The following is a 24,752-nucleotide window of genomic DNA, read 5'->3' as shown; positions in this document are numbered from 1 at the left end:
AAAGAGCAATTTTGTGCCGAAATCGGCATCAGTGCCCCGGTTCCTGGTTTGCTTACGTAAATCTGTAGGGCGTTTGCGCCGCGAAGCGCCGGACAGCCGAAAGTTGTCAATTGAAGCGAACCATCTAGACTGATTTAGGTCACTTACCAGGGAGTGGGAGATTTTATGGTAAGCAAACTAATTTCAAGGGGCGTCTTTGCTCTCGTAGCTGGATGCACCCTTCAGTCGCCTGCGCTCGCAGGCGGCATCGAGCGGGGCGGATACAATATCGATCTGCTTTTTGATCCGTCTTCGGTCGCGATCGAATCCACGGCTACCTTCGTGATGCCCCAGAGAAAACTCAAGAACGTCACCGATACATTCGCGACGGATGGTTCACTCAACGCCCTGGGTTATTCCAACTCGGTGGAGGAGACGGAGGACTACTGGTCTCCGCGTATCGGCGCCAAGGCGGGCTTCGAGGGTTTCGACTGTTTGGTCGATTACTCGCAGCCCTATGGTGCACATACCAATCCAGGCGCCCGTTGGGCCGGTGCAAACCAGAACATCGAAACAAAGATCAACAGCGACAACTATGCGCTGACCTGCTCCTACAAATTCGATGCCGGCCCGGGCGATTTGCGTGTCATCGCCGGTGCAAACTATCTCCAGATGGACGGCTTCAAGGAACGCCTAGTCGTGGCGCCGGAAACTATCGCCGGTTTCGGCCTGTCGGGCTCTGGTGTCGGTCGCCTCGATCTTGAAGGTGACGGCTGGGGCTGGCGAGCAGGTGTTGCCTACGAAATTCCGGAATACGCGCTCCGTGCCAGCCTGATGTACTATAGCCAGGTGAAGCTGGATAGCGTCACGGGGCAGGTTGATCTTACCAACCTTCCTGCGGCTCTGGGTGGCTTAGTTCCAGGCGCGGGCACGGTTATTCCGGTCGAGGGCTCAACCGCGATGCCGGAGGCTATCGAACTCAAGCTGCAGTCCGGTATCGCGCCCGATTGGCTCGCGTTCGGATCGGTCAAATGGACCAATTGGAGCGTGTTGCAGCGGATCCCGTTCTACAATGCCGGCGGCGTGGAAGTCACCGCGCTTGAACTCGGATACCGGGACGGTTGGACGGTCACCGGCGGCGTAGGCCACAAGTTCAACGAACAGTGGAGCGGCGCGGTCAGCCTCACCTGGGATCGCGGGACTTCGCAGGGCTTCGGCACCCTCACGGATACCTGGACCGTCGGCGCAGGTGTCGCCTACTCGCCGAACAAGAACGTCGAGATTCGTCTGGCGGGCGTGCTTGGCATCCTGACGGGCGGCAGCTCAAGTGCCGTGACCATCGACGGTATTGCCGCGGGTGACGAAGCAACATACCGGTTTGGTGACGATCTGGTCGCTGCTCTCTCCACTTCTCTGAAGGTCAAGTTCTGACTCCACTTGATTGAAACCCGAAAGCCCGGTCGCGACCGGGCTTTTTTGTGGCGAATTTTAATTCAGATGAGGAACAGTCTCGTCGTTTCTCTTGTGACGATTTAGCAACACTTTTTCGAGACTATTGTCAGGTGCCTTGAGAGGCGCGTTTCTGTCCACTTCCCGCCACAAACGGGGAGCAGCGATAGAGGAAGAACAGGCGCGGAACGCGGGGGCGGGGCGCGTAATTGGAGTATCATGGGCGGGTTTCTTTATGAAAAGCCGGGCTTTTTGCGCTCAGGCGGACGGATTCTGACACCGTCCTGTCCTGCCGCAATTGCTGCGGTTACGGGTCCTAGTGTTGCCGGAAACGGCGGCTATAGTTTCATTCGTCTCTCGGGAGGAGCAGGCACGGGATATCCCCGGACGAACCTTTTTCCGGCAGCGGGCTATGCTCGGGCTGCGGCGGGAAGTCGCGCGCGGAGTGAAAGAAACTGAAATGCCGAAGTTTGACATCGGATCCATGAGAGTATTGCTTCTTGGAGCGTCGCTCGCCTCGATTTTGGCGGGATCGGCGGCGGCCTTCGATATCAAATCCGGCGTGACGAAGGAGTCGGGGCCTTTCGATCTCTTCAAGTTCGGCTTCAAGGCCTATAAGAACGGCCAGAAGGAAGACGCGGTCGAAGCCTATCGTTACGCCGCCGAGAAAGGCCATACCGGTTCGCGCTGGGCGCTCGCCAATATGTACGCCTATGGCGACGGCGTCGCGAAGGACGATTTCGAGGCCTTCAAGATCTATAACGAGATCGCGGCACAAGGCGTAGAACCCGGTTCGGAGGATACCGGCTTCTTCATCAACGCGCTTCTGTCGCTGGCCAACTATTATCGCCGCGGCATTCCGGGCAGCCCGGTCAAGCCCGATCTTTCGCAGGCCCGCCAGCTCTATTTCCAGGCGGCATCCACGTTCGGCGTGGCGGAAGCCCAGTTCCAACTCGCCCGGATGATTCTGGCCGGCGAGGGCGGTACCGCCAATATCCAGCAGGCGAAGAAATGGCTCAACCAGGCCCGCAAGAGCGGCCATGCGGGCGCCATGTCGGTTTTCGGCAACGTCCTCTTCCAGGAAGGTCAGACGGTGCGGGGGCTCGCTTTCATGACGGCAGCGCTGGACAAGTGCACCGCCAAGGAATGCATCTGGATGCAGCAATTGCAGGAACAGGCATTCTCCGTCGTCGGCGAAGAGGATCGCCGCGGTGCGGTCGCCCTGTCGCAGGAGTTCGCCCGAGGCGTCGAATAACCGACGCCTCGCCGATCTGTCGGGCAATCAGCCGAAATCGAACATGCCGATGACGGGCACGTGGTCCGACGGCTTTTCCCATGCCCGCACATGTTTCTCGATCGCCGTGGATTTCAGCCTGTCGGCGGCTTCCGCCGACAGCAGAAGATGATCGATGCGGATGCCGTTGTTCTTCTGCCAGGCGCCGGCCTGGTAATCCCAGAACGAATAGAGCTTGGTCGCGTCGGTCGTGGCGCGTACCGCGTCGATAAGGCCGAGATTTTCCAGGCGCCGGAAAGCTGCGCGGGTCTGCGGCAGGAACAGCGCATCCGTTGCCCACACCGCCGGATCGAAGCAGTCATGCGGCTCGGGAATGACGTTGTAGTCGCCGGCAAGGATGAGCGGCTCTTCGAGGAGAAGGCAGTTCTGCGCATGCAGGCGCAGCCGTTCCATCCAGGCCAGCTTATAGGGGTATTTGACCGGATCGTCGGCCGGGTTGCCGTTCGGCAGGTAAATGGAGGCAACGCGGATCGCGCCGCCCGGAACGGAAAAGACACCCTCGATGTAACGCGACTGCTCGTCCGTCTGTCCGTCCGGGCCTTCACCGCCCGGCAGGCCGCGCATCACCTCGTCGGGCTTGGTCTTCGACAGCAGTGCGACGCCGTTGAACCCCTTCTGGCCGTGGGTCTCGACGTGATAGCCGAGCGCCTCGATCTCCAGCCGCGGGAAGGTTTCGTCGACGGATTTGATTTCCTGCAGGCAGACGATGTCCGGGGAAGAATCGGTCAGCCACTGGCGCAGGTTGTCGATACGCGCCTTGACGCCGTTGATGTTCCAGGTGGCGATCTTCATCGGCCCTTGCCTCCATGTTCGCTTCCTCTTTTAGCGAAAGAGGAAGCGTTGGAAAGGGCGAACTGCGCGGAAGGACGTGTTATCAGATCGAGAAGCTGGTGCCGCAGCCGCAGCTTGCCACTGCGTTCGGGTTCTTGATCTGGAAGGACTGGCCGAGCAGGTTGTCGACGAAGTCGATCTCCGAACCCGCCATGTAGACGAGCGAGAGGCTGTCGATCAGCACCTTGGCATCGCCATTGGCGATCACCACGTCGTCGTCCTCAGGCGCTTCGGCGAGATCGAACTTGTAGGAGAAGCCCGAACAGCCGCCGCCTTCGACCGAGACGCGCAGCGCCTGCTTGCCGGCTTCGTTGCCGACGATTTCGGCGATGCGCTTGGCCGCCGCATTCGAAAGAGTTACATTGATTTCCATAATATCAGCCTCCTGCCGGGTTCAAGGCCCGGAGAGATTCCTGTCACCGGCATTGCGCGCAGCTTCACTATAGGTATGAAGACGTGAACGGCACGTCAATGGGCGGCAGGCTGCGGATGAACAAACAGGTGACGGGATGACGATCGATACCAGGGCGCTGGGTTTCGGCAGTGGCGAACGTGCGGTCTATGCCGCCAATCCCTGGGCATCCCGAGGCCGGCTGTTTCCCGAGGACGGCAGCCTGACGCGCTCGGAATTCCAGCGCGACCGCGATCGCATCGTCCACACGACCGCCTTCCGGCGGCTGAAGCACAAGACGCAGGTGTTCATCAGCCCCGACGGCGACCATTACCGCACCCGGTTGACCCATACGATCGAAGTGGCGCAGATCGCCCGCGCGCTTGCCCGCGCCCTGAAGCTCGACGAGGATCTCGCCGAAGGCGTGGCGCTGGTCCACGACTTCGGCCACACGCCGTTCGGCCATACCGGAGAGGACGCGCTCGACGAGATGCTGAAGCCCTATGGCGGCTTCGATCACAACGCCCAGTCGCTCCGCATCGTCACCAAGCTCGAACGCCGATATGCGGATTTCGACGGGCTGAACCTCACCTGGGAAAGCCTGGAAGGCCTCGTCAAGCACAATGGTCCACTTTTGACCGTGACCGGCGAGGGGACCCGCGGACCAGTGCCTCAGCCGATCCGGGACTATTGCGAACTGCATGACCTGGAGCTTGCCAGCTATGCCAGCCTGGAGGCGCAGGTCGCCGCGATTGCCGACGACATCGCCTATAACACCCATGACATCGACGACGGGCTACGCTCCGGTCTGCTGACCTTCGAGATGCTGGATGAGGTCCCGTTCCTCGCCAGGCTGATGACGGAGGTGAGGGCGCGTTATCCGCATCTCGAACCGAGCCGTTTCGCCCATGAGATCATGCGCAGGCAGATCACCCATATGGTCGAGGACGTCATCGATGTGGCGCAGCACAATCTCAATAAGGTGGATCCGCAGAGCGCCGAGGACGTCCGTGCCGCAGGGCACGTCATTGCCACTTTCTCGGACGAGATGGCCGAGACCGATCGCTGCATCAAGAAGCTTCTGTTCTCGCGCATCTACCGCCATCCTGACATCATGCGCATCCGTGCCGGCGCTTCACAGATCGTCTCGGATCTCTTCAGCGCCTATATGAATGATCCGTCGCTGATGCGCAGCCATTATTGGGTCAACCACATCTCCGGTCTCGGTGAAACCGCGAGAGCACGACATGTCGGCGATTATCTAGCCGGAATGACGGACACGTTCGCGATCAAGGCGCATGGGGAGCTGTTTGACCAGACTCCGGATTTGCGCTAGGCACCGCCACCAATGACACTGGCCAGCAAGGGTCCTCGGGCGCGTTTCGGGGATGATTGAACATGAATCTTTTTGCGGACTTCGAAACAAGAATTAAGAACGCTTTGGAAGGCCTTGATATCATCAAGGAAAAGCGAAGCGAGATTGATTTCGGCCGTATCGCAGTCGAACCGCCGCGGGACCAGAGCCACGGTGATGTGGCAACCAATGCCGCCATGGTTCTGGCAAAACCGCTCGGCACCAATCCGCGTGCGCTTGCCGATATCATCGCCGAAGCGCTGCGCTCGGACACCGATGTCAGCGAGGTTTCGGTGGCCGGCCCCGGGTTCATCAACATCCGGCTTGGTGCGCCATACTGGCAGCGCCTGCTCGCCTCGATCATTGCCGAGGGCACGAATTACGGCCGCTCCAAGGTTGGTGCGCAGAAGAAGGCGAATGTCGAATATGTCTCGGCCAACCCGACCGGTCCGATGCATGTCGGCCATTGCCGCGGCGCGGTGGTGGGGGATGCGCTGGCGAACCTGATGGAGTTCGCCGGCTACGACGTGGCCAAGGAATACTACATCAACGATGCCGGCAGCCAGATCGATGTTCTGGCCCGCTCGGTCTTCCTGCGTTACCGCGAGGCTCTCGGAGAGACCATCGGCGAAATCCCCTCGGGTCTTTATCCGGGCGACTATCTCGTGCCGGTCGGAAAGGCCTTGGCGGAGGAATACGGTCCGCGCCTGCACAACATGCCGGAGGACGCCTGGCTGCCGATCGTCAAGGACAAGGCGATCGACGCGATGATGGCGCTCATCCGTGACGACCTCGATGCACTCAACGTCCATCACGACGTCTTCTATTCGGAGCGGACATTGCATGCCAATGGCGCGCAACGCATACGCCAGGCGATCAATGACCTCACCTTCAAGGGACACGTCTACAAGGGCACGCTGCCGCCGCCGAAGGGCCAGTTGCCGGAAGACTGGGAGGACCGCGAGCAGACGCTGTTCCGTTCCACCGAAGTGGGCGATGACATGGACCGGCCGCTGATCAAGTCGGACGGCAGCTATACTTATTTTGCGGCGGACGTTGCCTACTTCAAGGACAAGTTCGATCGTGGCTACGACGAGATGATCTATGTGCTCGGCGCCGACCACGGCGGCTACGTCAAGCGCCTGGAAGCCGTCGCGCGCGCCGTCTCCGGCGGCCAGGCGAAGCTCACCGTGCTCCTTTGCCAGCTCGTCAAGCTGTACCGCAATGGCGAGCCGGTGAAGATGTCGAAGCGTTCCGGCAACTTCGTGACGCTTCGCGAAGTGGTCGACGAGGTCGGCCGCGACGCGGTGCGCTTCATGATGCTCTACAGGAAGAGTTCGGAGCCGCTCGATTTCGACTTTGCCAAGGTGACCGAACAGTCGAAGGACAATCCGGTTTTCTACGTGCAGTATGCCCATGCGCGCTGCTCGTCGGTGTTCCGGCAGGCAAAGGAAGCGTTTCCGGGTCTCGATTTCGATTCGCTCGACCTAAAAGGTTCGAGCAGCCTGATCAACGATCCGAACGAGATGCAGCTGGTCGCCAAACTTGCGGAATACCCCAGGATCATTGAGGCTGCGGCCCAGGCGCAGGAGCCTCATCGGCTTGCTTTTTACCTCTATGATCTGGCAAGTTTCTTCCATGCGCATTGGAATAAAGGTAAAGAACAACCGGAATTACGCTTTGTTAACGATAAAAACCGAGAATTGAGTATTGCCAGGCTTGGGCTGGTGCATGCTGTCGCCTCTGTTTTGAAGTCAGGACTTGGGATCACGGGCACTGCGGCACCGGAAGAAATGCGGTAGATATCGCCACCATTTCCCCACATTGCACTGGCATATGCGTTGTAATGTAGGTGAGTGGACGAGGTAATGGCCGATAACAACCTTGCGCGTAGCCGGAATGATTTACCGGACTTCTTTGCAGATGATGATCCGCTGGCTGAGCTCGCCCGCATCGTAGGCTACGACGATCTTCCCGTCGCGGCCAGACCCGGATCATCTTCCGCCGATACTTCATCGCCTGTGCGGCACGAGCCGGCATTTAATCTTGAGGACGAGCTTCTTCAGGAGTTCGAACGGTATGACGCGCCGCATCTCGACCCCATCCACGATATCGCGGTTGACGATGTCCCTCAGTCTTTCGTCGCGCCGCCGGTAGAGCCGGAGGAACTGGAGTTCGTTCCGGCCGAATCTGCCGCGGTGGAAGTGCCGCAGGCCGATAGCGCTTTCGGCGACCGCCCCGACATTTTCGGCGACGAGGAGCCGCCCTTGGCGGTTGATGCCGTTGACGGGAACGTCGTCGCTGCGGAACCGGTGGTCGAGCCGGCTTTCGAAGCCGCGCGCGTCGAGCCTGTTTTCGATCTGCCCGATTTTCCTGCTGCAGGTTCTATGTCGCCCGCCGAGTCGGTAGAAGACCCGGCGGAGGAGTTCGATCTCGCCGCGGAACTGGAAAACTCGATCTCGGCCGAGTCCGTTGCGGCAATCGAGCCCGAAGTGACGTTCGAGCCCGAAGCGAGATTTGAGCCGGAAGTCCGGTTCGTACCTCAGGCGACATTCGAAGCTGAAACTGCTCCCGAGCCCGAGGTGGCGTTCGAACCTGAAGCGAAATTGGAACCTGAAGCCAACTTTGAGCCGGAGCCGAGGACGGAGAGGGGCAAGGGCGCCTACATTCCCGGCTTTCGGATGCCGCTCAGCAATTTCAGCGTGGCACGAGACGTCTCTGCTGCCTCCGCACAGGCGGCTGTAGCCGCTTCTCAAGTGGCTGCACCCGCATTGAACGAATATGCCGTCGAGCCTTCGCTTCGGAACGATATCCCTAGCCCGAAGATCGAGCCGACGCCGGCTGCCGGGCAACAGGTTTCCGCAAGTACCCCTGCGCCGCAGGCCCAGGAACTTCAGTCTGCGCCCGTCACCGTCGCGCCGATCGCTGCCGCGCCGCAAAAGGATCGGTTCTCCGCGCTTGACGAACTGATCTACGACGTACAGCGATATACGTTGCCGGCATCCAACGGAGGACAGCCGCTCGCGACGCCCGTGGCGAAATCCGAGCCAGCCGCGACGCACGCCGCCGCACCTGTCTCGCCGGCACTTCCCTCTGTGGATGCGCCGGTTGCCAAATCCCCGCTTGCCGAACCAGGTCCTCTGGACGAGACGGATACGTTCTCCGAAGAGGAATTCGAGTTGGCGCTCGATGGCCTCGAACTCGACCTTGCCGAGATCGTCGTCGAAGAGGCGAAGGCGCATCCGGTTCAGGCGCCGTCTCCGGCGGCAGCCCCTGTGAAAGCCGAGCCTGTACCTGCCGCCGCTCCTTCCATGGCGCCGGTCGCGCGTGTTGCGCCCGTCACCGCTGCGGCGGCACCGGCACCGGCCGTGGATGCGCAGGTCGTCGAAGAACCGGAATCGATTGGCGACCTGCCGTTCGATCCGGCCCAGATTGCCGATTCGGAAGACCAGGTGGAGGCGATCGCCGAACTCGACGTGCCGTCGCTGCCGGCAGAAGAGCCGGAACAGCCGCCGGCCTATCGTCCCGATTACGAACTCGACATCGATGCCGAGCTTGCGACGCTTCTGGCCGCCCCCGGCAAGCCGGCCTCCGCGCCGGCACGCAAGCCGGAAATCGATATCGCGCCGAGAGGCCGGCAGACTGTGGCTGAAGCCGCCCGTTCGCCGAACTATACGGATCTCGACGACTTCGAGCGGGCTCTGGAAGAGGATTTCCGCCGCAGCCTGACGACGCCGCTGCCTGCCGCCGAGCACGAGGAACTGCATTATTCCGACGCCGACTATGTCGCGACCGTCGAGAACGCGCGCCGTTCCGTCCGCAGCTGGGCTGTGCCGCTGGCCCTTGCGGGTGTTGTGATCCTCGGAGGTGTCGGAGCCTACGCGTTCTTCGGCAGCAGCGTCTCGGGTGTCGTGTCGGGCGGCGAACCGGTCATCATTGCCGCAGACAACGAACCGATCAAGATTGCGCCGGAGAACCCGGGTGGCAAGACCGTCCCCAACCAGGACAAGGCAGTCTACGACCGGGTCGCCGGCGTTTCGCCGAAGGATCCGAAGCAGCGTACGCTGATCTCCTCCAACGAGGAGCCTGTCGACGTCGTGCAGAAGACCCTGATGCCCGATACGCTGCCGCTCGAAGGCGAGAACGATATCGAGCCGACCGATGTCGGCGAGACTGAGGATCCACGCCTCCTGCCGCAGGATCGGACCGCGCAAAACAATGCCGCTGCTGAGCAGCAGCCCGTGACCGTCATGCCGCGCAAGGTCAAGACGATGATCGTCCGCCCCGACGGCAAGCTGGTCGAGCAGGAAATCGCAGCCCCGGCGCTTGCCGCGCCGGAAACTGCCAAGCTGCCCGCCGCCGGCGCAAAGCCGGTCGAAACAGCGGCTGCCTTCCCCGAAAAAGTCCCGGCTTCCGTGCCGGCGACACCGGTCCGTACTCAACCCCAGCCGGCCAACTCGAATGCCGGCACTGGCGGTATCGTTCCGGTTTCGGCACCCGCCAATCCGGCGGCTCCGGCCGAACACGTCAACGTGGTGAGAACGAACCCGGTCACGCCGCCCGTCGCAGCCGCTCCCGCCCAGCCGAACCCGGCTGCCGCGGCTCCTGCTGTTGTGCAGGCTCCGGCGCCTGCCGCTCCGGTTCAGGCCTCCGCACCTGTGGCGAAGGCTCCGGTTCCGATCGCACGTCCGTCCGAACAGCCGGTCAATGTGGTCGCAGCCGTCACCGACCAGGGCAATGTCCGTGCTCCGGGCCAGCAGGCAGCCGCCGCTCCGGCATCAGCACAAAACCAGGTCGCTTCGCTGGGTTCCGGTGGCTACATAATCCAGATCGCCTCGCTGCCGTCCCAGGCCGAAGCCCAGAAATCCTACCAGAGCCTGTCCGCCAAGTTCGGCAGCGTGATCGGCGGCCGCGGCGTCGATATCAAATCGGCGGAGATCGCCGGCAAGGGCACGTTCTACCGCGTCCGCATTCCGGCCGGCAGCAAGGACGACGCCGTGGCGCTCTGCGAACGGTATCGCGCCGCCGGCGGCACCTGCCTGGTCGGCCGGTAAGGACTGAAATCCGAAGAAATCGAACGGGGCGCCTAGGCGCCCCGTTTTTCGTTGGCCCACCAATGATCTAAGATCGGACCATGAGCGAATCAAAAGCAATGATCCTGGGCTCCAGCGGCCCGACCCTGACCGCGGACGAAGTGGCGCTTTACCGGGACGAGCGGCCCTGGGGCTTCATCCTGTTTGCCCGCAATTGTATCGAGCCGGCGCAGATCACCGATCTCGTCGCGTCCATGCGCGATGCCGTCGGCCGGCCGGATGCGCCGGTGCTGATCGACCAGGAGGGCGGCCGCGTCCAGCGCATCCGTCCGCCGATGATCGAGCGTTATCCATCGGCCGCCGTGCTCGGTGAGCTTTACCGCCGGGATCGCGAAAAGGGCCTGCGGGCGGCTTGGCTGATGTCGCGCCTGCATGCCTTCGACCTGATGAAATTCGGCATCAATGTCGATTGCCTGCCGGTGCTCGATGTGCCGATCGAAGGGGCGAGCAACGTCATCGGCGATCGCGCCTATGGCTTCGATCCGACGACGGTCGCCGAAATGGGGCAGGCAGCTGCCGACGGCCTCAAGGCGGGCGGCATGCTGCCGGTCATGAAGCATATTCCGGGTCATGGCCGCGGCATGGCCGACAGCCATCACGAACTGCCGGTGGTCACCGTCTCGCGCGCCGAGCTGGAAGCGCATGATTTCCTGCCCTTCGTCGCCATGAAGGACGAGCTGATGGCGATGAGCGCCCATATCGTCTTCACCGCCATCGATCCGGATGAGCCGGCGACCATTTCCCGCAAGGTGATCGACGAGATCATCCGCGGCCATATCGGCTTCGACGGGTTGCTGATGTCCGACGACACGTCGATGAACGCCCTGAAGGGCACGATCGGTGAGCGTGCGGCAAGAATCGTTGGGGGCGGCTGCGATATTGTCTTGCATTGCAACGGCGTGATGGACGAAATGAAGGCCGTCGTGAAGGAAGCGATACCGCTTGGCGGGAAAGCGTTGCGGCGCGCGAAGGCGGTGGAAGCGGCTTTCGGCCGCGGCGACGGCTTGAGCGAAGAGGCGGTCCGCTCGGAGTTCCAGGGTCTTCTCGCCGTCTCCTGACGGCTTTCGACAGCAAGAGGTTGGGGAATGGCAACGACGACATCGCAGAACGCCATTCCGATGGACAAGTTGTGGCAGGATGCCGGCGCCGAACGTGCGACGGACGATCCGGCGCTTGTGATCGACGTCAGTGGTTTCGAAGGTCCGCTCGACCTGCTCCTCCACCTGGCCCGCACCCAGAAGGTCGATCTCGCCCGCATCTCCGTTCTGGCACTGGTCGAGCAATATCTGTTGTTCATCGACAGCGCCCGGCGGGTCCGCATCGAGCTTGCCGCCGATTATCTCGTCATGGCCGCCTGGCTCGCCTATCTCAAGTCGAAGTTGCTGATCCCGCAGCAGGCCAAGGGCGACGACGGCCCGAGCGGCGAGGAACTGGCGGCGACGCTTGCTTTCCGCCTGAAGCGCCTTGAGGCCATGCGCGAGTCGGCGACCCGGCTGGTCAACCGCAATCGTCTCGGCCGCGACGTCTTTGCCCGCGGAGCGCCGGAACATATCCCGCATCGCGTCGAATCCGCCTATGACGCGACGCTTTACGACCTTCTCTCCGCTTATGCGAACCTGCGCCAGCGCACCGCCGTCACCCAGGTGACGATCGAGAGACGCAAGGTCTGGTCGCTGGTCGATGCCCGCGAACTGTTGACGCGCATGCTCGGCGAAATCGTCGACTGGACGGCGCTGCAACACTATCTTTTGCCCTATCTGCCCCCGGAGGATCGCGTCACGGCAACCGCCAGTGCCTTTGCCGCGTCGCTCGAACTGGTGCGCGAGGGCAAGCTCGAAATCCGCCAGGACGGTGCCTTCCAGCCGATCTTTCTCCGCAAGGGAAACGGGCCACAGCAGCCCGCCTCGCCACAGCCCGCCGAGGGAGGCGTTGATTGACGCCGCAAGAGGACGACGATCTGCCGATCGCTGCGGAAGAAGAGGCTGAACTCCCATCCTTCTCGTCGGCGGAAGTCGAGCGGATCGCGGAAGCGCTGGTCTTCGCCTCGGCCGAACCGGTCTCTGAGGCGTTTCTGGCCGAACGCCTGCCACGCGGCACCAATGTCAATGCCGTCATGCAGCGGCTGGCGGAGGTCTATGCGCCGCGCGGCGTCAATCTGATCCGGACCGGCGACCGCTGGGCCTTCCGCACCGCCGCCGACCTCTCCTTCGTCATCCGCAACGAAGACAACGAGACGAAGAAGCTGTCGCGGGCCGCACTCGAAGTGCTGGCCATCATTGCCTATCACCAGCCCGTCACCCGCGCCGAGATCGAGGAGATCCGCGGCGTGCAGACGTCCAAAGGCACTCTCGACGTGCTGATGGAGGCGGGCTGGGTCCGCTTCCGCGGCCGCCGCCGCACCCCGGGACGGCCGGTGACGCTCGCCACGACCCCTGATTTCCTCGACCATTTCGGCCTTGAGGAACTGCGCGATCTCCCCGGTCTCGAAGAATTGAAGGGCGCCGGTCTGCTTTCCGGCCGCATCCCCCCGGGCTTTGCGATACCCCTCCCGATCAATGTTGACGATTTTGCCGAGGACGAGGACCCGATCACCCAACTCGACCTCGAGGAACTTGGCCTACTGACGCCGGGCGGCGAAGCGGAAGAGTGATTTCGCCGGAGTGGTTGCGGCCCAGGAGCACGTCCGTCGCACGATGGGCTGTGCTGCATCACGTTGACTCCTTGGCAGGTCGCTTTTTGACGGAAGAGCCGTTTTCCGGCCTCGTTTCTCGCCTACAGGAGATTATCCGAGCCGAAACGCCGGCGACCCTGATGGAGAGCGTCGCGACGGTGATCGCAGTCGGCCACGATGCCGAAGAGGCGATGCGGCCGTGCCCCCAGGTGGCCAGCTTGCGGCGGGAACTCAGTCGGGACGATCCCTTTAGCGGCCTGGGAATCCCAGACGTTCGTGGTTCGCAGGGCCAGTCAGCCGGGTCGAGGCCGGATCTGCGCCGACGAGTTGTCGCGCAGGTTAAGGACGTCTCGATAAGGTGTTCACCGACGACATTTTGGTGTTTGAAAAAGCATCATAAAGAGCTTACATCGATGAAACGGTACTAATGGAGTTGGACTTATGGGTTCTTTCAGTGTGTGGCATTGGCTGATCGTTCTGGTCATCGTGCTCGTTCTCTTCGGACGTGGCAAGATTCCGGAACTGATGGGCGATTTCGCCAAGGGCATCAAGAGCTTCAAGAAGGGCATGAGCGACGAGGACGCCACCGAGGCGAACGGCGCGACGACCACGACGAAGACCGTTGATCTCAAGGCTGAAGAGGCCAAGGAAACCACCCGGTCGTAATGTCCGGGTGGCGGGTTCCAGGAGCCTCGTTGAATGTTTGATATCGGCTGGACCGAGCTTCTCGTCATTGCGATCGTGTTGATCGTCGTGGTTGGTCCGAAGGATTTGCCGCCCATGCTCAGGGCCTTTGGCAAGATGACGACCAATCTGCGCAAGATGGCCGGGGAATTCCGCTCGCAATTCGATGAAGCGCTGAAGGAGTCGGAACTCGACGACGTGCGCAAGACGATTTCGGATGCGCAGCGGCTGAACCCGACGAACGCGCTGAGGGATGCGATCAACCCGCTCCGGCAGATGGGGCAGGAAATTCGCGCCGACCTGCAGAAGGCGACGCAGATGCCGACGCCGGCCGTGGCCGAGACCGATATCGAGGCCCGTCAGGCTGTCGAGGGTACGTCAAGCGTCGACGCCTCTCCCGAGGTTCCCGCAAACTTCCCGTTGGCAGCACCTGCATCCTCCACGCCTGCGCCGGTCCCGGCTCCGGCCCCGGCCCAGTCGGCGCCTGCCTCACCTGAGGCAGCGGCGACAGCAACCGTCGTGGAAAAGCCGAAGCCGGTCCGCAAGGCCGCCGAAAAGGCAAAGCCCGCCGTCGAGACTGCCGCTACTCCGGTCGCCGTCGTCGAAAAACCGAAACGCAGTCGCGCTGCGCCAAAGCAACCGGCCCCTGTTGCCCAGGTTGTGGATGAGGCGATCGTCAAGGCTCCGGCCCGCAAACGCACGCCGAAAAAAGCCGATACCCCGAAGGACGACGCATGAGCGGTGACATCGAAGACAAGCCGCAGCCGCTCATCGAGCATCTGATGGAACTGCGCACTCGACTGATGTGGTCGATCGGCGCATTTTTCGTCGCGTTCGTCGTCTGTTTCTTCTTCGCCAAGCAGCTCTTCAACCTGCTTGTCGTTCCCTATAAATGGGCCGTCCTCTGGGCCAACCTCGATCTGGCCAAGTCCGAGTTGATCTACACCGCGCCGCAGGAGTTCTTCTTCACCCAGGTGAAGGTGGCGATGTTCGGCGCGCTGGTGATCGCCTTCCCGGTGATTGCCTCGCAGATCTACAAGTTCGTGGCGCCCGGCCTCTACAAGAACGAGCGGGCTGCCTTCCTGCCGTTCCTGGTCGCTTCGCCGATCCTCTTCCTGATGGGCGGCGCGCTGGTCTATTTCTTCTTCACTCCCATGGTCATGTGGTTCTTCCTCGCCATGCAGCAGGCGCCGACCGAAGGTGAAGTGGGCATTTCGCTTCTGCCGCGGGTCTCGGAATATCTGAGCCTGATCATGACGCTGGTCCTGTCCTTCGGGCTGGTGTTCCAGCTTCCGGTCGTCACCACGCTGCTCGCCCGCGTCGGCATTCTGACCAGCGCCTGGCTGAAGGAAAAGCGTAAATATGCGATCGTGCTGGCCTTTGTCGTTGCCGCGGTGCTCACGCCGCCCGATCCCATGTCCCAGATCGGTCTTGCTATACCGACCATCCTTCTCTACGAGATTTCCATCTACGCCGCACGACTCGTCGAGCGCAAACGTGCCGAGGACAAGCTTTCGGAGCAGGAATCTTCGGATGTTGCAGAGACGGACAAGGCCTGAAGCCTTTCGGCCTGCTTTGCGAGTCCGCGGCGTTCCGCTCTAAAGGCAAGGCAAGATGCTCGATATCAAGTGGATCCGTGAAAACGAAGGGGCTTTGGATGCAGCGCTGAACAAGCGCGGCGCAGAGCCCATGGCGGCAACTCTCCTGGCGCTCGACGACAAGCGCCGTTCCGTCATCCAGAAGCTTCAGGACATGCAATCCCGCCGCAACGCCGCCTCCAAGGAGATCGGCATTGCGCTGGGGCAGAAGAATTCCGAGCTTGCCGAAAAGCTGAAGGCCGAAGTCGCCACCATCAAGGAGACGATGCCGGTTGCCGAGCAGGAAGAGCGCGACGCCGTTGCGGCCCTCGAAGACGCCCTGTCGCGCATTCCCAACGTGCCCTTCGACGACGTACCGGTCGGCAAGGACGAGCACGACAACGTGGTCAAGCACGTCGTTGGCGAAAAGCCGCGCTGGAACCATGCGGCCAAGGAGCATTACGAGATCGGCGAAGCTCTCGGGATGATGGATTTCGAACGCGCCACGAAACTCTCCGGCTCGCGTTTCACTGTCCTCATCGGCCAGCTCGCCAGGCTTGAACGGGCGCTCGGCCAGTTCATGATCGACATGCACACGACCGAGCACGGCTATACGGAAGTCTCTTCGCCGTTGATGGTGAAGGGCGACGCCATGTACGGCACCGGCCAGTTGCCGAAATTCGAGGAAGACCTCTTCAAGACGACGGATGGCCGCTACCTGATCCCGACAGCGGAGGTGACGCTCACCAATCTGGTCGCCGCGGAAATTCTGGAGCAGGAAAAGCTGCCGCTGCGCTTCACGGCGCTGACGCCGTCCTTCCGTTCGGAAGCCGGTTCTGCCGGCCGTGATACGCGCGGCATGCTGCGCCAGCACCAGTTCTGGAAGTGCGAACTCGTGTCTATCACCGACCAGGAATCGTCGATCGCCGAGCACGAGCGGATGACCGAATGCGCCGAGAACATGCTGAAGCGTCTCGGCCTGCATTTCCGCACCATGACGCTCTGCACTGGTGACATGGGGTTTGGCGCGCGCAAGACCTATGACATCGAGGTCTGGCTGCCGGGTCAGGATACCTACCGCGAAATCTCGTCCTGCTCCGTCTGCGGCGATTTCCAGGGGCGCCGCATGAATGCGCGCTACCGGTCCAAGGACGACAAGGCACTGAAGTTCGTTCACACGCTGAACGGCTCGGGTGTCGCGGTCGGCCGCTGCCTGATCGCAGTCATGGAAAATTACCTGAACGAGGACGGCTCGGTCACAATTCCGGACGCGCTCCTGCCGTATATGGGTGGCCTGACCAGAATCGAACGGGCGGCCTGATGCGGATACTTCTGACCAATGACGACGGCATTCACGCCGAAGGCCTCGCGGTGCTGGAACGCATCGCGCGGCAGCTTTCGGATGATGTATGGATCGTCGCGCCGGAAACCGACCAGAGCGGCCTTGCCCATTCGCTGACGCTCTCCGAGCCGCTCCGTCTTCGCAAAGTCGGAGACAAGCATTTCGCCCTGCGCGGTACGCCGACCGATTGCGTCATCATGGGCATTCGTGAAGTCCTGCCGGGAAAACCGGATCTGGTGCTCTCGGGCGTCAACGATGGCGCCAACATGGCCGATGACGTCACCTATTCCGGCACGATCGCAGGCGCGATCGAAGGCACGCTGCAGGGCGTGCGCTCCTTTGCGCTCAGCCAGGCCGTGCGGCGCGAAGACGGTCGGGTGGTGCCTTGGGACGTCGTTGAATCCTACGCGGCGGATCTCATTGGCAAGCTCATCGACGTTGATCTGCCGGACGGCACCTTCCTCAATCTGAACTTCCCGAATTGCGAACCGGGCGATGTGCAGGGCGTCGAAGTGACATCGCAGGGCAAGCTCGATTTCGGCCTGACGATCGATGCCCGCGAGGATGGCCGCGGCAAGCCCTATTACTGGCTGCGATTCGGCGAGCGGAAGGGCAATTTCCGTGACGGCACCGATATCCAGGCGTTGAAGGAGAACAAGATCTCCGTGACGCCGCTCAAGCTGGACCTGACCGATTATTCGGTTCAGGATCGTGTGGCGAAAGCACTGGGATTCGGAGCTGCTGATTGAAATCGGGCATGGTCGAGAAAGAGGGTTTTGCGGCGCTCGTGCTGCGCCTCAGGTCGGAAGGCATTTCTGACCTCGATCTGCTGACTGCCGTCGAACAGACGCCCCGTTCGCAGTTCGTGCCGCTGTCGCTTGCCGAGGACGCCTATTCCAGCCGCACCGTGCCGATCGACTGCGGCTCCTTCATGGAAGGTGCGGATCTCGCCGTGCGCTTGCTGCACCGCCTCCAGGTCAAGCCCGGTCATAGGGTACTCGAAATCGGCACGGGCAGCGGCTTTACCGCCGCCGTCATAGCCCGTATCGCCGAGCGGGTGCTGACTGTCGAGCGATACCGCACCCTGGTCACCGCCGCCAACGCCCGCATGGATGCGCTAGGGCTGCGCAATGTCGTCGTGCGCCAGGCGGACGGCGGCAATGGCATGCCGGGCGAGGGCACTTTCGACCGCATTTTCGTCACGGCCGCCTTTTCCTCGCTGCCGCGATTTTACGCCGAGCAGCTCACCCATGGCGGTTCGATGGTCGCGCCGCTCACGGACGGCGAGTCCTGCATGATGGTGCGTCTCACCAAGACCGGCAGCCGATTCGAGCGGGAGGATCTGTTCCAGGTGCCCTTTCTGCCGATCGTTCCCCACATCGCAGCGGCGCTCTAAAGGCCGTTTGTTCCATGCCGCGATGGCATTTCGACCGTCATGGTTATCAATTTCCCTAAAATTTTAGGACAATGCCTGCCCTTTAACGGTGCAGTAAGACTAACGCGCTTTAATGACTCTCACGATGGTGGCGTATCTGTAAGCGAGTCATGCGTATGAAGAGTTCTCCGAAATTCGGAAAATCCGTAATCAAATTTGCTGTCGCGGCACTGCTTGCCAGCGCTGCGACAGGGTGCAGTTCGGACGCGACGCGGTTCTCGGGGCTCTTTTCGAAATCCGACAATATAACGACGGCGTCCATTCCGCAGCGACAGGGCGGTGGGGCTTATGGCCGCGCACCGACCCCGCAGGCCGATCTCGGCTCCGGCCAGGCTCAGGCCTTGCCGCCGATCCCGCGGAACGACTACGGTTCGCGCAATGCAGCCATGGCCCAGCCCTATCCCGGCAATTCCGGCGGTTATACCTCGCCGGCACGCACCGCATCCGCTCCGGTCGCCGTCCAGCGCTCGGAACTGGCGGCTCCGACCGGTGCCACGGCGCAGCGTAACGCAGCTCCGATGGGTCGCGATCCGGCGACCCGTCAGGAAGCACTCGCCCAGCCTTTCCCGGGCCGTCAGCCGGCCGCCAACACGCTGGTCGCTCCGTCTGCCTCGACGCTGAGGGCCGACAATGTCGTCACCGGCACGACCGCAAAGCCGATGTCCGGCTGGTCCACGGTCAACGCTCCCAAGGTGACCCTGAAGCCCGGTGAAACGGTTTCGACGCTTTCCACGCGTTACGGGGTTCCGGAAAAGGAAATCCTGAAGGCAAACGGTGGCGCCGTTGCTGCCGGGCAGTCCGTCCTGATCCCGACCTTCGGCACGGCGCAGAATTCGGCGAAGAACGCCGCCGGCACGATCGACCTTCAGAACAAGGCTCCGGCGCCTGCCCGGGAGCCCGAGCAGAAACTCGCCGTCCTGCCGACCTCGGCGCGTGACAAGGCGATTGCCGAACCCGCCAAGCTGACGCCTCCGGGCGGCAAGCCGGTCGGCGGCACCTATGTGGTCAAGCCGGGCGACACGATCACCAAGATCGCCCGCGAAACCGGCACGCCGATCGACCAGCTGAAGGCCGCCAACAACCTGACCTCGGGCGGCGTCCGCATCGGCCAGACGCTGAAGGTGGCAAACGGCGCGGCCGCTCCGGCAGCCGATCCGGTCAAGACCGCATCCATTCCGCAGAAGCCGGTCGAAAAGGTGGCGGCCGTGGCTCCGAAGCCGGCTGCTCCCGCAGCACCTGTTCAGGTTGCCCAGGTGGCCCCGGCGCCGGCCGCAGCCAAGGCCGCCGTCGACAGCGCATCCGTTGCCGACGTCGAGAAGAAGTCGGACGTCGCCTCGGTGGCGCCCCAGTCTACCGGCATCGGCAAGTATCGCTGGCCGGTCAATGGCGCGGTCATCGCCGGCTACGGCCAGAACGTCGACGGCAACCGCAATGACGGCATCGACATCTCGGTTCCGGAAGGCACGCCGATCAAGGCTGCCGAAAACGGCGTCGTGATCTATGCGGGCAACGGCCTGAAGCAGCTCGGCAACACGGTTCTCGTCCGTCACGACGACGGCAAGGTCACCGTCTACGGCCATGCCGGCAGCATCAACGTCACGCGTGGGCAGAAGATCACCCGCGGCCAGACGGTCGCCGCCTCCGGCATGAGCGGCGACGCGAAGCGCCCGCAGGTCCACTTCGAGGTCCGCAAGGACGCGACCCCGGTCAACCCGATTACCTTCCTTGAATAAGTAGTGCGTTTCAAGGGACGGAGAAAAGCCCGGCAGTGCCGGGCTTTTTGCGTTCTCAGTGCTTTTTCAGGTTTTAATCTCGGGAAAGCGGCTTCCTCAGCCGCCCGGCGAGATCCTGGATATATTGCCACGCGACGCGGCCTGAACGTCCGCCGCGGGTGGTCGCCCATTCGAGCGCTTCGTGGTGCAGGGTCTGCTGATCGAGGCCGAGCTCGAAATGCTCGGCATAACCGTCGATCATCTTCAGGTAGTCGTCCTGGCTGCATTTGTGGAAGCCGAGCCACAGGCCGAACCGATCCGACAGCGACACCTTTTCCTCGACGGCTTCGGAGGGATTGATCGCCGTCGACTGCTCGTTCTCCATCATGTGGCGCGGCAGCAGGTGGCGACGGTTGGATGTCGCGTAGAACAGAACATTGTCCGGCCGGCCTTCGATGCCGCCGTCGAGCGCTGCCTTCAGCGACTTGTAGGCCGTATCGTCGTGATCGAAGGAAAGGTCGTCGCAGAACACGATGACGCGCTGGCCGGAAGCTTTCAGGATATCGAGCAGGGCAGGGAGCGAGGCGATGTCTTCGCGATGCACTTCGACGAGTTTCAGCGAGGTCCCCGTCGCGGCGCGCACGTCCTCGTGGACCGCCTTGACCAGCGACGATTTGCCCATGCCGCGGGCGCCCCACAGCAGCACGTTGTTGGCTGCAAAGCCTTCCGCAAACCGCAGGGTGTTTTCGTGCAGGATATCGCGCACATGGTCGACACCCCGGATCAGCGTCAGGGCGACACGGTTCGGACGCGGCACCGGCTGCAGGCGCTGGTTTGCCGGTACCCAGACGAAGCAGTCGGCAGCGTTCCAGTCGTTGATGGCGGGCGGAGGGCCGGCGAGCCGTTCCAGCGCATCCGCAAGCCTGCGGATCTCGGTCAGGATCAGGGTGTTGATGTCGTCGCTCATGGTGTTTCTCCGGTCGCATCGGCGAGTTTTTGAGCCTTTCGGCTGCGGTAACACGCTCGTTAGTGCATCAAAAGCCTGAGAGCCGTGGATTCGGTACGCTGGCCGGCGTGTTTCTGTTGCATTCCGGCCTATCGCAACTATATTCCGGCGGCTTGAAACGGGGGCCCGGCGTCTCCGGTAATCTTAGGAGTTTTCGATGTTCATTACCGAAGCATTCGCCCAGGCCCCGGCCGCAGCACCGGGAGCCTCCGCGTTCGGCTCCGGCCTTGAGATGCTCTTCCTGTTCGCGCCGCTGATGGTGGTCTGGTACTTCTTCCTGATCCGTCCGCAGCGCGCCAATGCCAAGAAGCGCCAGGAGACGCTGTCCAACATCCGCCGCGGCGACCAGGTCGTTCTTGGTGGTGGCATAACCGGCAAGGTGACCAAGGTTATCGACGATGCCGAAGTGGAAGTCGAAATCGCCGAAGGCGTAAAGATCCGCGCCATGCGCGCCTATATCGCGGAAGTTCGCGTCAAGGGCGAGCCCGTCAAGACCGAACCGGCAAAGACCGGAACGGCTTCCTAAAGCTGCGCCGATACGGTGGCCCTGTTTGTGACAGGGCTCCGAACTCAAAAAGAGCCGGATCATCTCCGGCTCGCAACCTCTTCGAGAAGGCATGCGACCCATGGCGAAAGGCATCGAAATCCGCGACGCCCATTTTCCCGGTCGCGCTCCGATCGATGCCTACGGCAACGGCGGTTTCCGCTTCGCCGACATGTCGCATCGCGGCTCGCTGCTCTGCCTTCCGTCGGGTATTCACGGCTGGGAACTGCAGGAAGGCGAACCGCTGACGGTCGCCTCCCTGATGAAGGTACTGGCCGAATCCAACGAGATCGAAGTCCTGCTTGTCGGCACCGGCGCCAATCTGAAGCCCATTCCGGCTGAGGTGAAGGCGGCGCTGAAAGCCAAGGGCATCGCTTCCGACCCGATGAGCACCGGTGCCGCCGTGCGCACTTTCAACATCATGCTGGCCGAATCGCGCGCCGTCGCGGCAGCTTTGATCGCAGTCTGACAGATGGCCGATTCAGCCAGACAGAACGGCGATCTCTGCCTCGCGACGCTTCGGGAGACCGACCGCGACCGTTATCTCGCCTGTCTTCTGTCGCCGGAGGACAAGCGTGGCGCACTTGCGGCCCTTTATGCCTTCAATGCCGAGATCGCCCGTGTCCGCGACGTGGTGCGTGAACCGCTGCCCGGCGAAATCCGCCTGCAATGGTGGCGCGACCTACTCGAAGGAAATGCTGCGGGCGACAGCACCGGCAACCCCGTCGCCGCCGGCCTGTTCGAGGCGATCGAGACCTATCGCCTGCCGCGCCAGACGCTTGTCGACATGATCGAGGCGCGCATCTTCGACCTCTACGACGATCCGCTCACCGACCGCAACGCGCTCGAAGGGTATGCCGGCGAGACCGCTTCGGCGCTCATCCAGCTCGCGAGCCTGATTCTCTCTCCCGCGGATGCGGCAAAATCTGCGGGGGCCGCAGGCCACGCTGGCGTCGCGCAGGCGATCGCCGGTTTCCTGCTCCTGATGCCGATCCATCGCCGTCGTCATCAGCTCTATCTGCCGCTCGATATTCTCTCGGCGACCGGGCTCGACCGTGATACATTTCTGCGCGGCGAGGACAAGCCGCGCATTTCGGCCGCGATCGAGGCCCTTGCCGGGCTTGGGTTGGAGCATCTGGCCAAGGCGAGAAGGTCGGGGACCATCCCGGCGGCGGTCTTTCCGGCCTATCTGCCTGTGGCGCTCGCCGAACCGGTGCTGCGCCGCGCCGCGCGTGCAGGTGCCTCGGTGTTCGACGCGCCCCTGCAACTGCCGCAATGGCGGCGCCAGTTGCGGCTCATGAAGGCCTCCGTCACCAGACGCTTTTGACGGACGCCAAATTCGCGCAAGGCTCGCCGGCTAAGGAACGAAGCACAAATCCGGCGCCATCATAAGGAGAAGCGGTGTGAGCCCCGTTGTCGTCTGGTCGATCATCTTCGTACTCCTCATGGCGCTTGCCTATTACGTCACCCGTATGTCCGGCAAGGACCGGGACAAGGACGGCAATCTGCATGACACGGGCGTGGCAATCCTCGAGTTCGGCCGCGCCTTTCCCAATGAAGCCATCCGCACCCTGCATGTGACGGCCAATGGCGAGGCGATCTTCGTGCGCCTGCACGACAACAAGGCCGGCTTCATGCGCAGCCACCGCAATCACTACGCCTGCTTTCTGATCGAGCCTGGCCGGGTACGCGTGACCCCATTGCCGGATGCCAAGGGTTTCACCGTCGAGTTTCTGGATGCGTCGACGCAGAACGGCACTTACCTCTTCTCGACGGAAAAGGAGGCAGCCGAGGTGGCCCTCTGGCTGCTCGACAACTATGTCAGCGTTGCCGATCGCGATATCGAGGAAAAGCCGGCATCGCCCGCCGGGGACATCAGCCCCGACCGAGCCAATTAGCGCAATCCTGAAGCGCGCGGGCGGAGAGCAACTGCCGCTTCATCACTGTCTTGTCCTTGCCGCGGAAACGCTTGACGCCCTCCGGCTTGACGATCGATCCCGGTTCCAACTCGGGAAACAGCCCGAAGTTGACGTTCATCGGCTGGAACGAACGTTTGCCGGGCTCGTCCTCCGAAACCAGATGCCCGCCCGTGATATGTCCGAGCAGCGAGCCTAGAGCGGTCGTTGCCGGCGGTGCCGGGATCGTCTCGCCCTTGCGTTCGGCCGCCGCGAAACGGCCGGCGAGCAGCCCGATGGCCGCGCTTTCCACATAACCTTCGCAGCCGGTGATCTGGCCGGCGAATCGCAGACCCGGCCGGCTTTTCAGCGTCAGGCTCTTGTCGAGAAGAACGGGCGAGTGGATGTAGGTGTTGCGATGCAGGCCGCCGAGCCTTGCGAACTCGGCATTCTGGAGGCCGGGAATCATTCGGAAGATATCTGCCTGGGCGCCGTATTTCAGCTTCGTCTGGAAGCCGACCATGTTGTAGAGCGTGCCGAGTGCGTTGTCCTGCCGGAGCTGCACGACCGCATAGGCCTTTACCGTCGGATTATGGGCATTGGTGAGACCCATCGGCTTCATCGGCCCATGACGCAGCGTTTCGCGGCCACGTTCGGCCATCACTTCGATCGGCAGGCAGCCGTCGAAATAGGGCGTGCCTTCCCATTCCTTGAAACCGATGGCATCGCCGGCGATCAGCGCATCGACGAAGGCGTTGTATTGCGCCTCGTCCATCGGGCAGTTGATATAGTCCTTGCCGGTGCCGCCGGGACCGACCTTGTCGTAGCGCGACTGGTACCAGCAGATATCCATGTCGATCGAATCACGGTGCACGATCGGCGCGATGGCGTCGAAGAAGGCGAGTTGATCCTCGCCCGTCTCCGCCTGGATCGCGGCTGCCAGCGCCGGTGAGGTGAGGGGGCCGGTGGCGATGATCGCCAGGTCCCATTCCTTCGGCGGCAGGCCCTGGACCTCCTCGCGCACGACGGTGATGAGCGGATGTTTTTCGATCGCTTCGGTGACCGCATCGGAAAAACCGTCGCGATCGACGGCAAGCGCGCCGCCGGCCGGTACCTGATGCCTGTCGGCACATGCCATGATCAGCGAACCCGCCAGTCGCATCTCCGCATGGATGACGCCGACGGCATTCGCCGTCGCATCGTCGGAACGGAAGGAGTTCGAGCAGACGAGCTCGGCAAGTCCGTCCGTCTTGTGGGCATCGGTGCCGCGCACGCCGCGCATTTCATGGAGAATCACCGGCACGCCGGCCGAGGCGATCTGCCAGGCGGCTTCCGAACCTGCGAGGCCGCCGCCGACGACATGGATGGCGGCGGGAGAGATGGGGGAGGAGGAAATGTTGCTCATGGCCGGCTCATTATCACGCCATTTGCCGGACCGGAATCAAAAAGGCACCCGAGAAGGTGCCTTTGATACGTCCTTGGATGTCCTCTCGGA

At 62.4% G+C, this 24,752-nt stretch carries 23 protein-coding genes; 19 read left to right on the top strand and 4 right to left on the bottom strand.

Annotation, left to right across the window (positions count from 1 at the left end):
- The first annotated feature begins 165 nt into the window (after nucleotides 1–165).
- Nucleotides 166–1,410, top strand: coding sequence for an OmpP1/FadL family transporter (locus ACZ9EJ_RS09890; protein WP_046640700.1), 1,245 nt, complete (start codon nucleotides 166–168; stop codon nucleotides 1,408–1,410).
- A 478-nt stretch (nucleotides 1,411–1,888) separates the two neighbouring features.
- Nucleotides 1,889–2,683: an exopolysaccharide production regulator ExoR gene (gene exoR / locus ACZ9EJ_RS09885; RefSeq protein WP_046630934.1), complete on the top strand. Its 795-nt coding sequence runs from the start codon at nucleotides 1,889–1,891 to the stop codon at nucleotides 2,681–2,683.
- Nucleotides 2,684–2,710: 27 nt separating this feature from the next.
- Here the strand turns inward: exoR and xth are convergent, their stop codons facing one another.
- A complete protein-coding gene (gene xth / locus ACZ9EJ_RS09880) occupies nucleotides 2,711–3,514 on the bottom strand; it encodes an exodeoxyribonuclease III (RefSeq protein WP_046640699.1) in 804 nt (267 codons plus the stop codon).
- Nucleotides 3,515–3,596: 82 nt separating this feature from the next.
- Nucleotides 3,597–3,926 carry an iron-sulfur cluster insertion protein ErpA gene (gene erpA / locus ACZ9EJ_RS09875; RefSeq protein WP_285229985.1) on the bottom strand — a complete coding sequence of 110 codons (330 nt, stop codon included), beginning with the start codon at nucleotides 3,924–3,926 and terminating at the stop codon, nucleotides 3,597–3,599.
- A gap of 136 nt (nucleotides 3,927–4,062) precedes the next feature.
- Here erpA and ACZ9EJ_RS09870 point away from each other — a divergent pair, with 136 nt between their 5' ends.
- From ACZ9EJ_RS09870 to ACZ9EJ_RS09810, 13 genes are all read left to right on the top strand, one after another.
- Nucleotides 4,063–5,280, top strand: coding sequence for a deoxyguanosinetriphosphate triphosphohydrolase (locus ACZ9EJ_RS09870; RefSeq protein ID WP_046630777.1), 1,218 nt, complete (start codon nucleotides 4,063–4,065; stop codon nucleotides 5,278–5,280).
- 62 nt (nucleotides 5,281–5,342) lie between these two features.
- A complete protein-coding gene (gene argS / locus ACZ9EJ_RS09865) occupies nucleotides 5,343–7,100 on the top strand; it encodes an arginine--tRNA ligase (protein ID WP_046640697.1) in 1,758 nt (585 codons plus the stop codon).
- Between the two features lie 66 nt (nucleotides 7,101–7,166).
- Entirely contained in the window at nucleotides 7,167–10,352 is a 3,186-nt protein-coding gene (locus ACZ9EJ_RS09860) for an SPOR domain-containing protein (RefSeq protein ID WP_046640696.1), read from the top strand.
- An 80-nt stretch (nucleotides 10,353–10,432) separates the two neighbouring features.
- A complete protein-coding gene (gene nagZ, locus ACZ9EJ_RS09855) occupies nucleotides 10,433–11,449 on the top strand; it encodes a beta-N-acetylhexosaminidase (protein ID WP_046640695.1) in 1,017 nt (338 codons plus the stop codon).
- 27 nt (nucleotides 11,450–11,476) lie between these two features.
- Nucleotides 11,477–12,328: a segregation and condensation protein A gene (locus ACZ9EJ_RS09850; RefSeq protein ID WP_046640694.1), complete on the top strand. Its 852-nt coding sequence runs from the start codon at nucleotides 11,477–11,479 to the stop codon at nucleotides 12,326–12,328.
- 20 nt (nucleotides 12,329–12,348) lie between these two features.
- Nucleotides 12,349–13,041: an SMC-Scp complex subunit ScpB gene (gene scpB, locus ACZ9EJ_RS09845; RefSeq protein WP_080955745.1), complete on the top strand. Its 693-nt coding sequence runs from the start codon at nucleotides 12,349–12,351 to the stop codon at nucleotides 13,039–13,041.
- A gap of 462 nt (nucleotides 13,042–13,503) precedes the next feature.
- On the top strand, nucleotides 13,504–13,728 hold the full coding sequence (locus ACZ9EJ_RS09840) for a twin-arginine translocase TatA/TatE family subunit (RefSeq protein ID WP_046630759.1): 225 nt from the start codon (nucleotides 13,504–13,506) through the stop codon (nucleotides 13,726–13,728).
- A gap of 33 nt (nucleotides 13,729–13,761) precedes the next feature.
- Nucleotides 13,762–14,484 (top strand): Sec-independent protein translocase protein TatB, encoded by a 723-nt coding sequence (tatB, locus tag ACZ9EJ_RS09835; RefSeq protein ID WP_046640691.1) that lies wholly within the window; start codon nucleotides 13,762–13,764, stop codon nucleotides 14,482–14,484.
- Nucleotides 14,481–15,305, top strand: coding sequence for a twin-arginine translocase subunit TatC (gene tatC / locus ACZ9EJ_RS09830; RefSeq protein WP_046630758.1), 825 nt, complete (start codon nucleotides 14,481–14,483; stop codon nucleotides 15,303–15,305). The genes tatB and tatC overlap by 4 nt, the downstream gene beginning before the upstream one ends.
- 55 nt (nucleotides 15,306–15,360) lie before the next feature.
- Complete coding sequence (serS, locus tag ACZ9EJ_RS09825; protein ID WP_046640690.1) at nucleotides 15,361–16,644, top strand: serine--tRNA ligase; 1,284 nt, start codon at nucleotides 15,361–15,363, stop codon at nucleotides 16,642–16,644.
- Nucleotides 16,644–17,414, top strand: a complete 771-nt coding sequence (gene surE, locus ACZ9EJ_RS09820; protein WP_046640689.1) for a 5'/3'-nucleotidase SurE — start codon at nucleotides 16,644–16,646, stop codon at nucleotides 17,412–17,414. The genes serS and surE overlap by 1 nt, the downstream gene beginning before the upstream one ends.
- Nucleotides 17,415–17,422: 8 nt before the next feature.
- Nucleotides 17,423–18,061: a protein-L-isoaspartate(D-aspartate) O-methyltransferase gene (locus ACZ9EJ_RS09815; RefSeq protein WP_370649748.1), complete on the top strand. Its 639-nt coding sequence runs from the start codon at nucleotides 17,423–17,425 to the stop codon at nucleotides 18,059–18,061.
- Nucleotides 18,062–18,210: 149 nt separating this feature from the next.
- Nucleotides 18,211–19,833, top strand: a complete 1,623-nt coding sequence (locus ACZ9EJ_RS09810) for a peptidoglycan DD-metalloendopeptidase family protein (RefSeq protein ID WP_046640688.1) — start codon at nucleotides 18,211–18,213, stop codon at nucleotides 19,831–19,833.
- Nucleotides 19,834–19,906: 73 nt separating this feature from the next.
- Here the strand turns inward: ACZ9EJ_RS09810 and ACZ9EJ_RS09805 are convergent, their stop codons facing one another.
- Complete coding sequence (locus ACZ9EJ_RS09805) at nucleotides 19,907–20,779, bottom strand: ATP-binding protein (protein WP_046640687.1); 873 nt, start codon at nucleotides 20,777–20,779, stop codon at nucleotides 19,907–19,909.
- A 196-nt stretch (nucleotides 20,780–20,975) separates the two neighbouring features.
- Here ACZ9EJ_RS09805 and yajC point away from each other — a divergent pair, with 196 nt between their 5' ends.
- The 4 genes from yajC (at nucleotide 20,976) to ACZ9EJ_RS09785 (ending at nucleotide 23,260) form a co-directional block, all read left to right on the top strand.
- A complete protein-coding gene (gene yajC, locus ACZ9EJ_RS09800) occupies nucleotides 20,976–21,344 on the top strand; it encodes a preprotein translocase subunit YajC (RefSeq protein ID WP_046630747.1) in 369 nt (122 codons plus the stop codon).
- A gap of 100 nt (nucleotides 21,345–21,444) precedes the next feature.
- The gene (locus ACZ9EJ_RS09795) at nucleotides 21,445–21,831 is read left to right on the top strand and encodes an Mth938-like domain-containing protein (protein ID WP_046630745.1); all 387 of its coding nucleotides are present in this window, start codon (nucleotides 21,445–21,447) and stop codon (nucleotides 21,829–21,831) included.
- A 3-nt stretch (nucleotides 21,832–21,834) separates the two neighbouring features.
- Complete coding sequence (locus tag ACZ9EJ_RS09790; RefSeq protein WP_046640686.1) at nucleotides 21,835–22,689, top strand: phytoene/squalene synthase family protein; 855 nt, start codon at nucleotides 21,835–21,837, stop codon at nucleotides 22,687–22,689.
- A gap of 118 nt (nucleotides 22,690–22,807) precedes the next feature.
- The gene (locus ACZ9EJ_RS09785; RefSeq protein ID WP_046630930.1) at nucleotides 22,808–23,260 is read left to right on the top strand and encodes a BRCT domain-containing protein; all 453 of its coding nucleotides are present in this window, start codon (nucleotides 22,808–22,810) and stop codon (nucleotides 23,258–23,260) included.
- Here the strand turns inward: ACZ9EJ_RS09785 and trmFO are convergent.
- Nucleotides 23,238–24,662: a methylenetetrahydrofolate--tRNA-(uracil(54)-C(5))-methyltransferase (FADH(2)-oxidizing) TrmFO gene (gene trmFO / locus ACZ9EJ_RS09780; protein ID WP_046630741.1), complete on the bottom strand. Its 1,425-nt coding sequence runs from the start codon at nucleotides 24,660–24,662 to the stop codon at nucleotides 23,238–23,240. The genes ACZ9EJ_RS09785 and trmFO overlap by 23 nt on opposite strands.
- Between the last annotated feature and the right edge of the window lie 90 nt (nucleotides 24,663–24,752).

Source organism: Neorhizobium sp. USDA 3394, assembly GCF_056280385.1.
Note: the sequence above shows the minus strand (reverse complement) of the source record. Positions and strands in the feature narration are given on the sequence as shown.

Coding starts and splice junctions, on each gene's coding strand:
- ACZ9EJ_RS09890 (WP_046640700.1), top strand. CDS start 166: ATGGTAAGCAAACTAATTTCAAGGGGCGTCTTTGCTCTCGTAGCTGGA.
- exoR (WP_046630934.1), top strand. CDS start 1,889: ATGCCGAAGTTTGACATCGGATCCATGAGAGTATTGCTTCTTGGAGCG.
- xth (WP_046640699.1), bottom strand. CDS start 3,514: ATGAAGATCGCCACCTGGAACATCAACGGCGTCAAGGCGCGTATCGAC.
- erpA (WP_285229985.1), bottom strand. CDS start 3,926: ATGGAAATCAATGTAACTCTTTCGAATGCGGCGGCCAAGCGCATCGCC.
- ACZ9EJ_RS09870 (WP_046630777.1), top strand. CDS start 4,063: ATGACGATCGATACCAGGGCGCTGGGTTTCGGCAGTGGCGAACGTGCG.
- argS (WP_046640697.1), top strand. CDS start 5,343: ATGAATCTTTTTGCGGACTTCGAAACAAGAATTAAGAACGCTTTGGAA.
- ACZ9EJ_RS09860 (WP_046640696.1), top strand. CDS start 7,167: ATGGCCGATAACAACCTTGCGCGTAGCCGGAATGATTTACCGGACTTC.
- nagZ (WP_046640695.1), top strand. CDS start 10,433: ATGAGCGAATCAAAAGCAATGATCCTGGGCTCCAGCGGCCCGACCCTG.
- ACZ9EJ_RS09850 (WP_046640694.1), top strand. CDS start 11,477: ATGGCAACGACGACATCGCAGAACGCCATTCCGATGGACAAGTTGTGG.
- ACZ9EJ_RS09840 (WP_046630759.1), top strand. CDS start 13,504: ATGGGTTCTTTCAGTGTGTGGCATTGGCTGATCGTTCTGGTCATCGTG.
- tatB (WP_046640691.1), top strand. CDS start 13,762: ATGTTTGATATCGGCTGGACCGAGCTTCTCGTCATTGCGATCGTGTTG.
- tatC (WP_046630758.1), top strand. CDS start 14,481: ATGAGCGGTGACATCGAAGACAAGCCGCAGCCGCTCATCGAGCATCTG.
- serS (WP_046640690.1), top strand. CDS start 15,361: ATGCTCGATATCAAGTGGATCCGTGAAAACGAAGGGGCTTTGGATGCA.
- surE (WP_046640689.1), top strand. CDS start 16,644: ATGCGGATACTTCTGACCAATGACGACGGCATTCACGCCGAAGGCCTC.
- ACZ9EJ_RS09815 (WP_370649748.1), top strand. CDS start 17,423: ATGGTCGAGAAAGAGGGTTTTGCGGCGCTCGTGCTGCGCCTCAGGTCG.
- ACZ9EJ_RS09810 (WP_046640688.1), top strand. CDS start 18,211: ATGCGTATGAAGAGTTCTCCGAAATTCGGAAAATCCGTAATCAAATTT.
- ACZ9EJ_RS09805 (WP_046640687.1), bottom strand. CDS start 20,779: ATGAGCGACGACATCAACACCCTGATCCTGACCGAGATCCGCAGGCTT.
- yajC (WP_046630747.1), top strand. CDS start 20,976: ATGTTCATTACCGAAGCATTCGCCCAGGCCCCGGCCGCAGCACCGGGA.
- ACZ9EJ_RS09795 (WP_046630745.1), top strand. CDS start 21,445: ATGGCGAAAGGCATCGAAATCCGCGACGCCCATTTTCCCGGTCGCGCT.
- ACZ9EJ_RS09790 (WP_046640686.1), top strand. CDS start 21,835: ATGGCCGATTCAGCCAGACAGAACGGCGATCTCTGCCTCGCGACGCTT.
- ACZ9EJ_RS09785 (WP_046630930.1), top strand. CDS start 22,808: ATGGCGCTTGCCTATTACGTCACCCGTATGTCCGGCAAGGACCGGGAC.
- trmFO (WP_046630741.1), bottom strand. CDS start 24,662: ATGAGCAACATTTCCTCCTCCCCCATCTCTCCCGCCGCCATCCATGTC.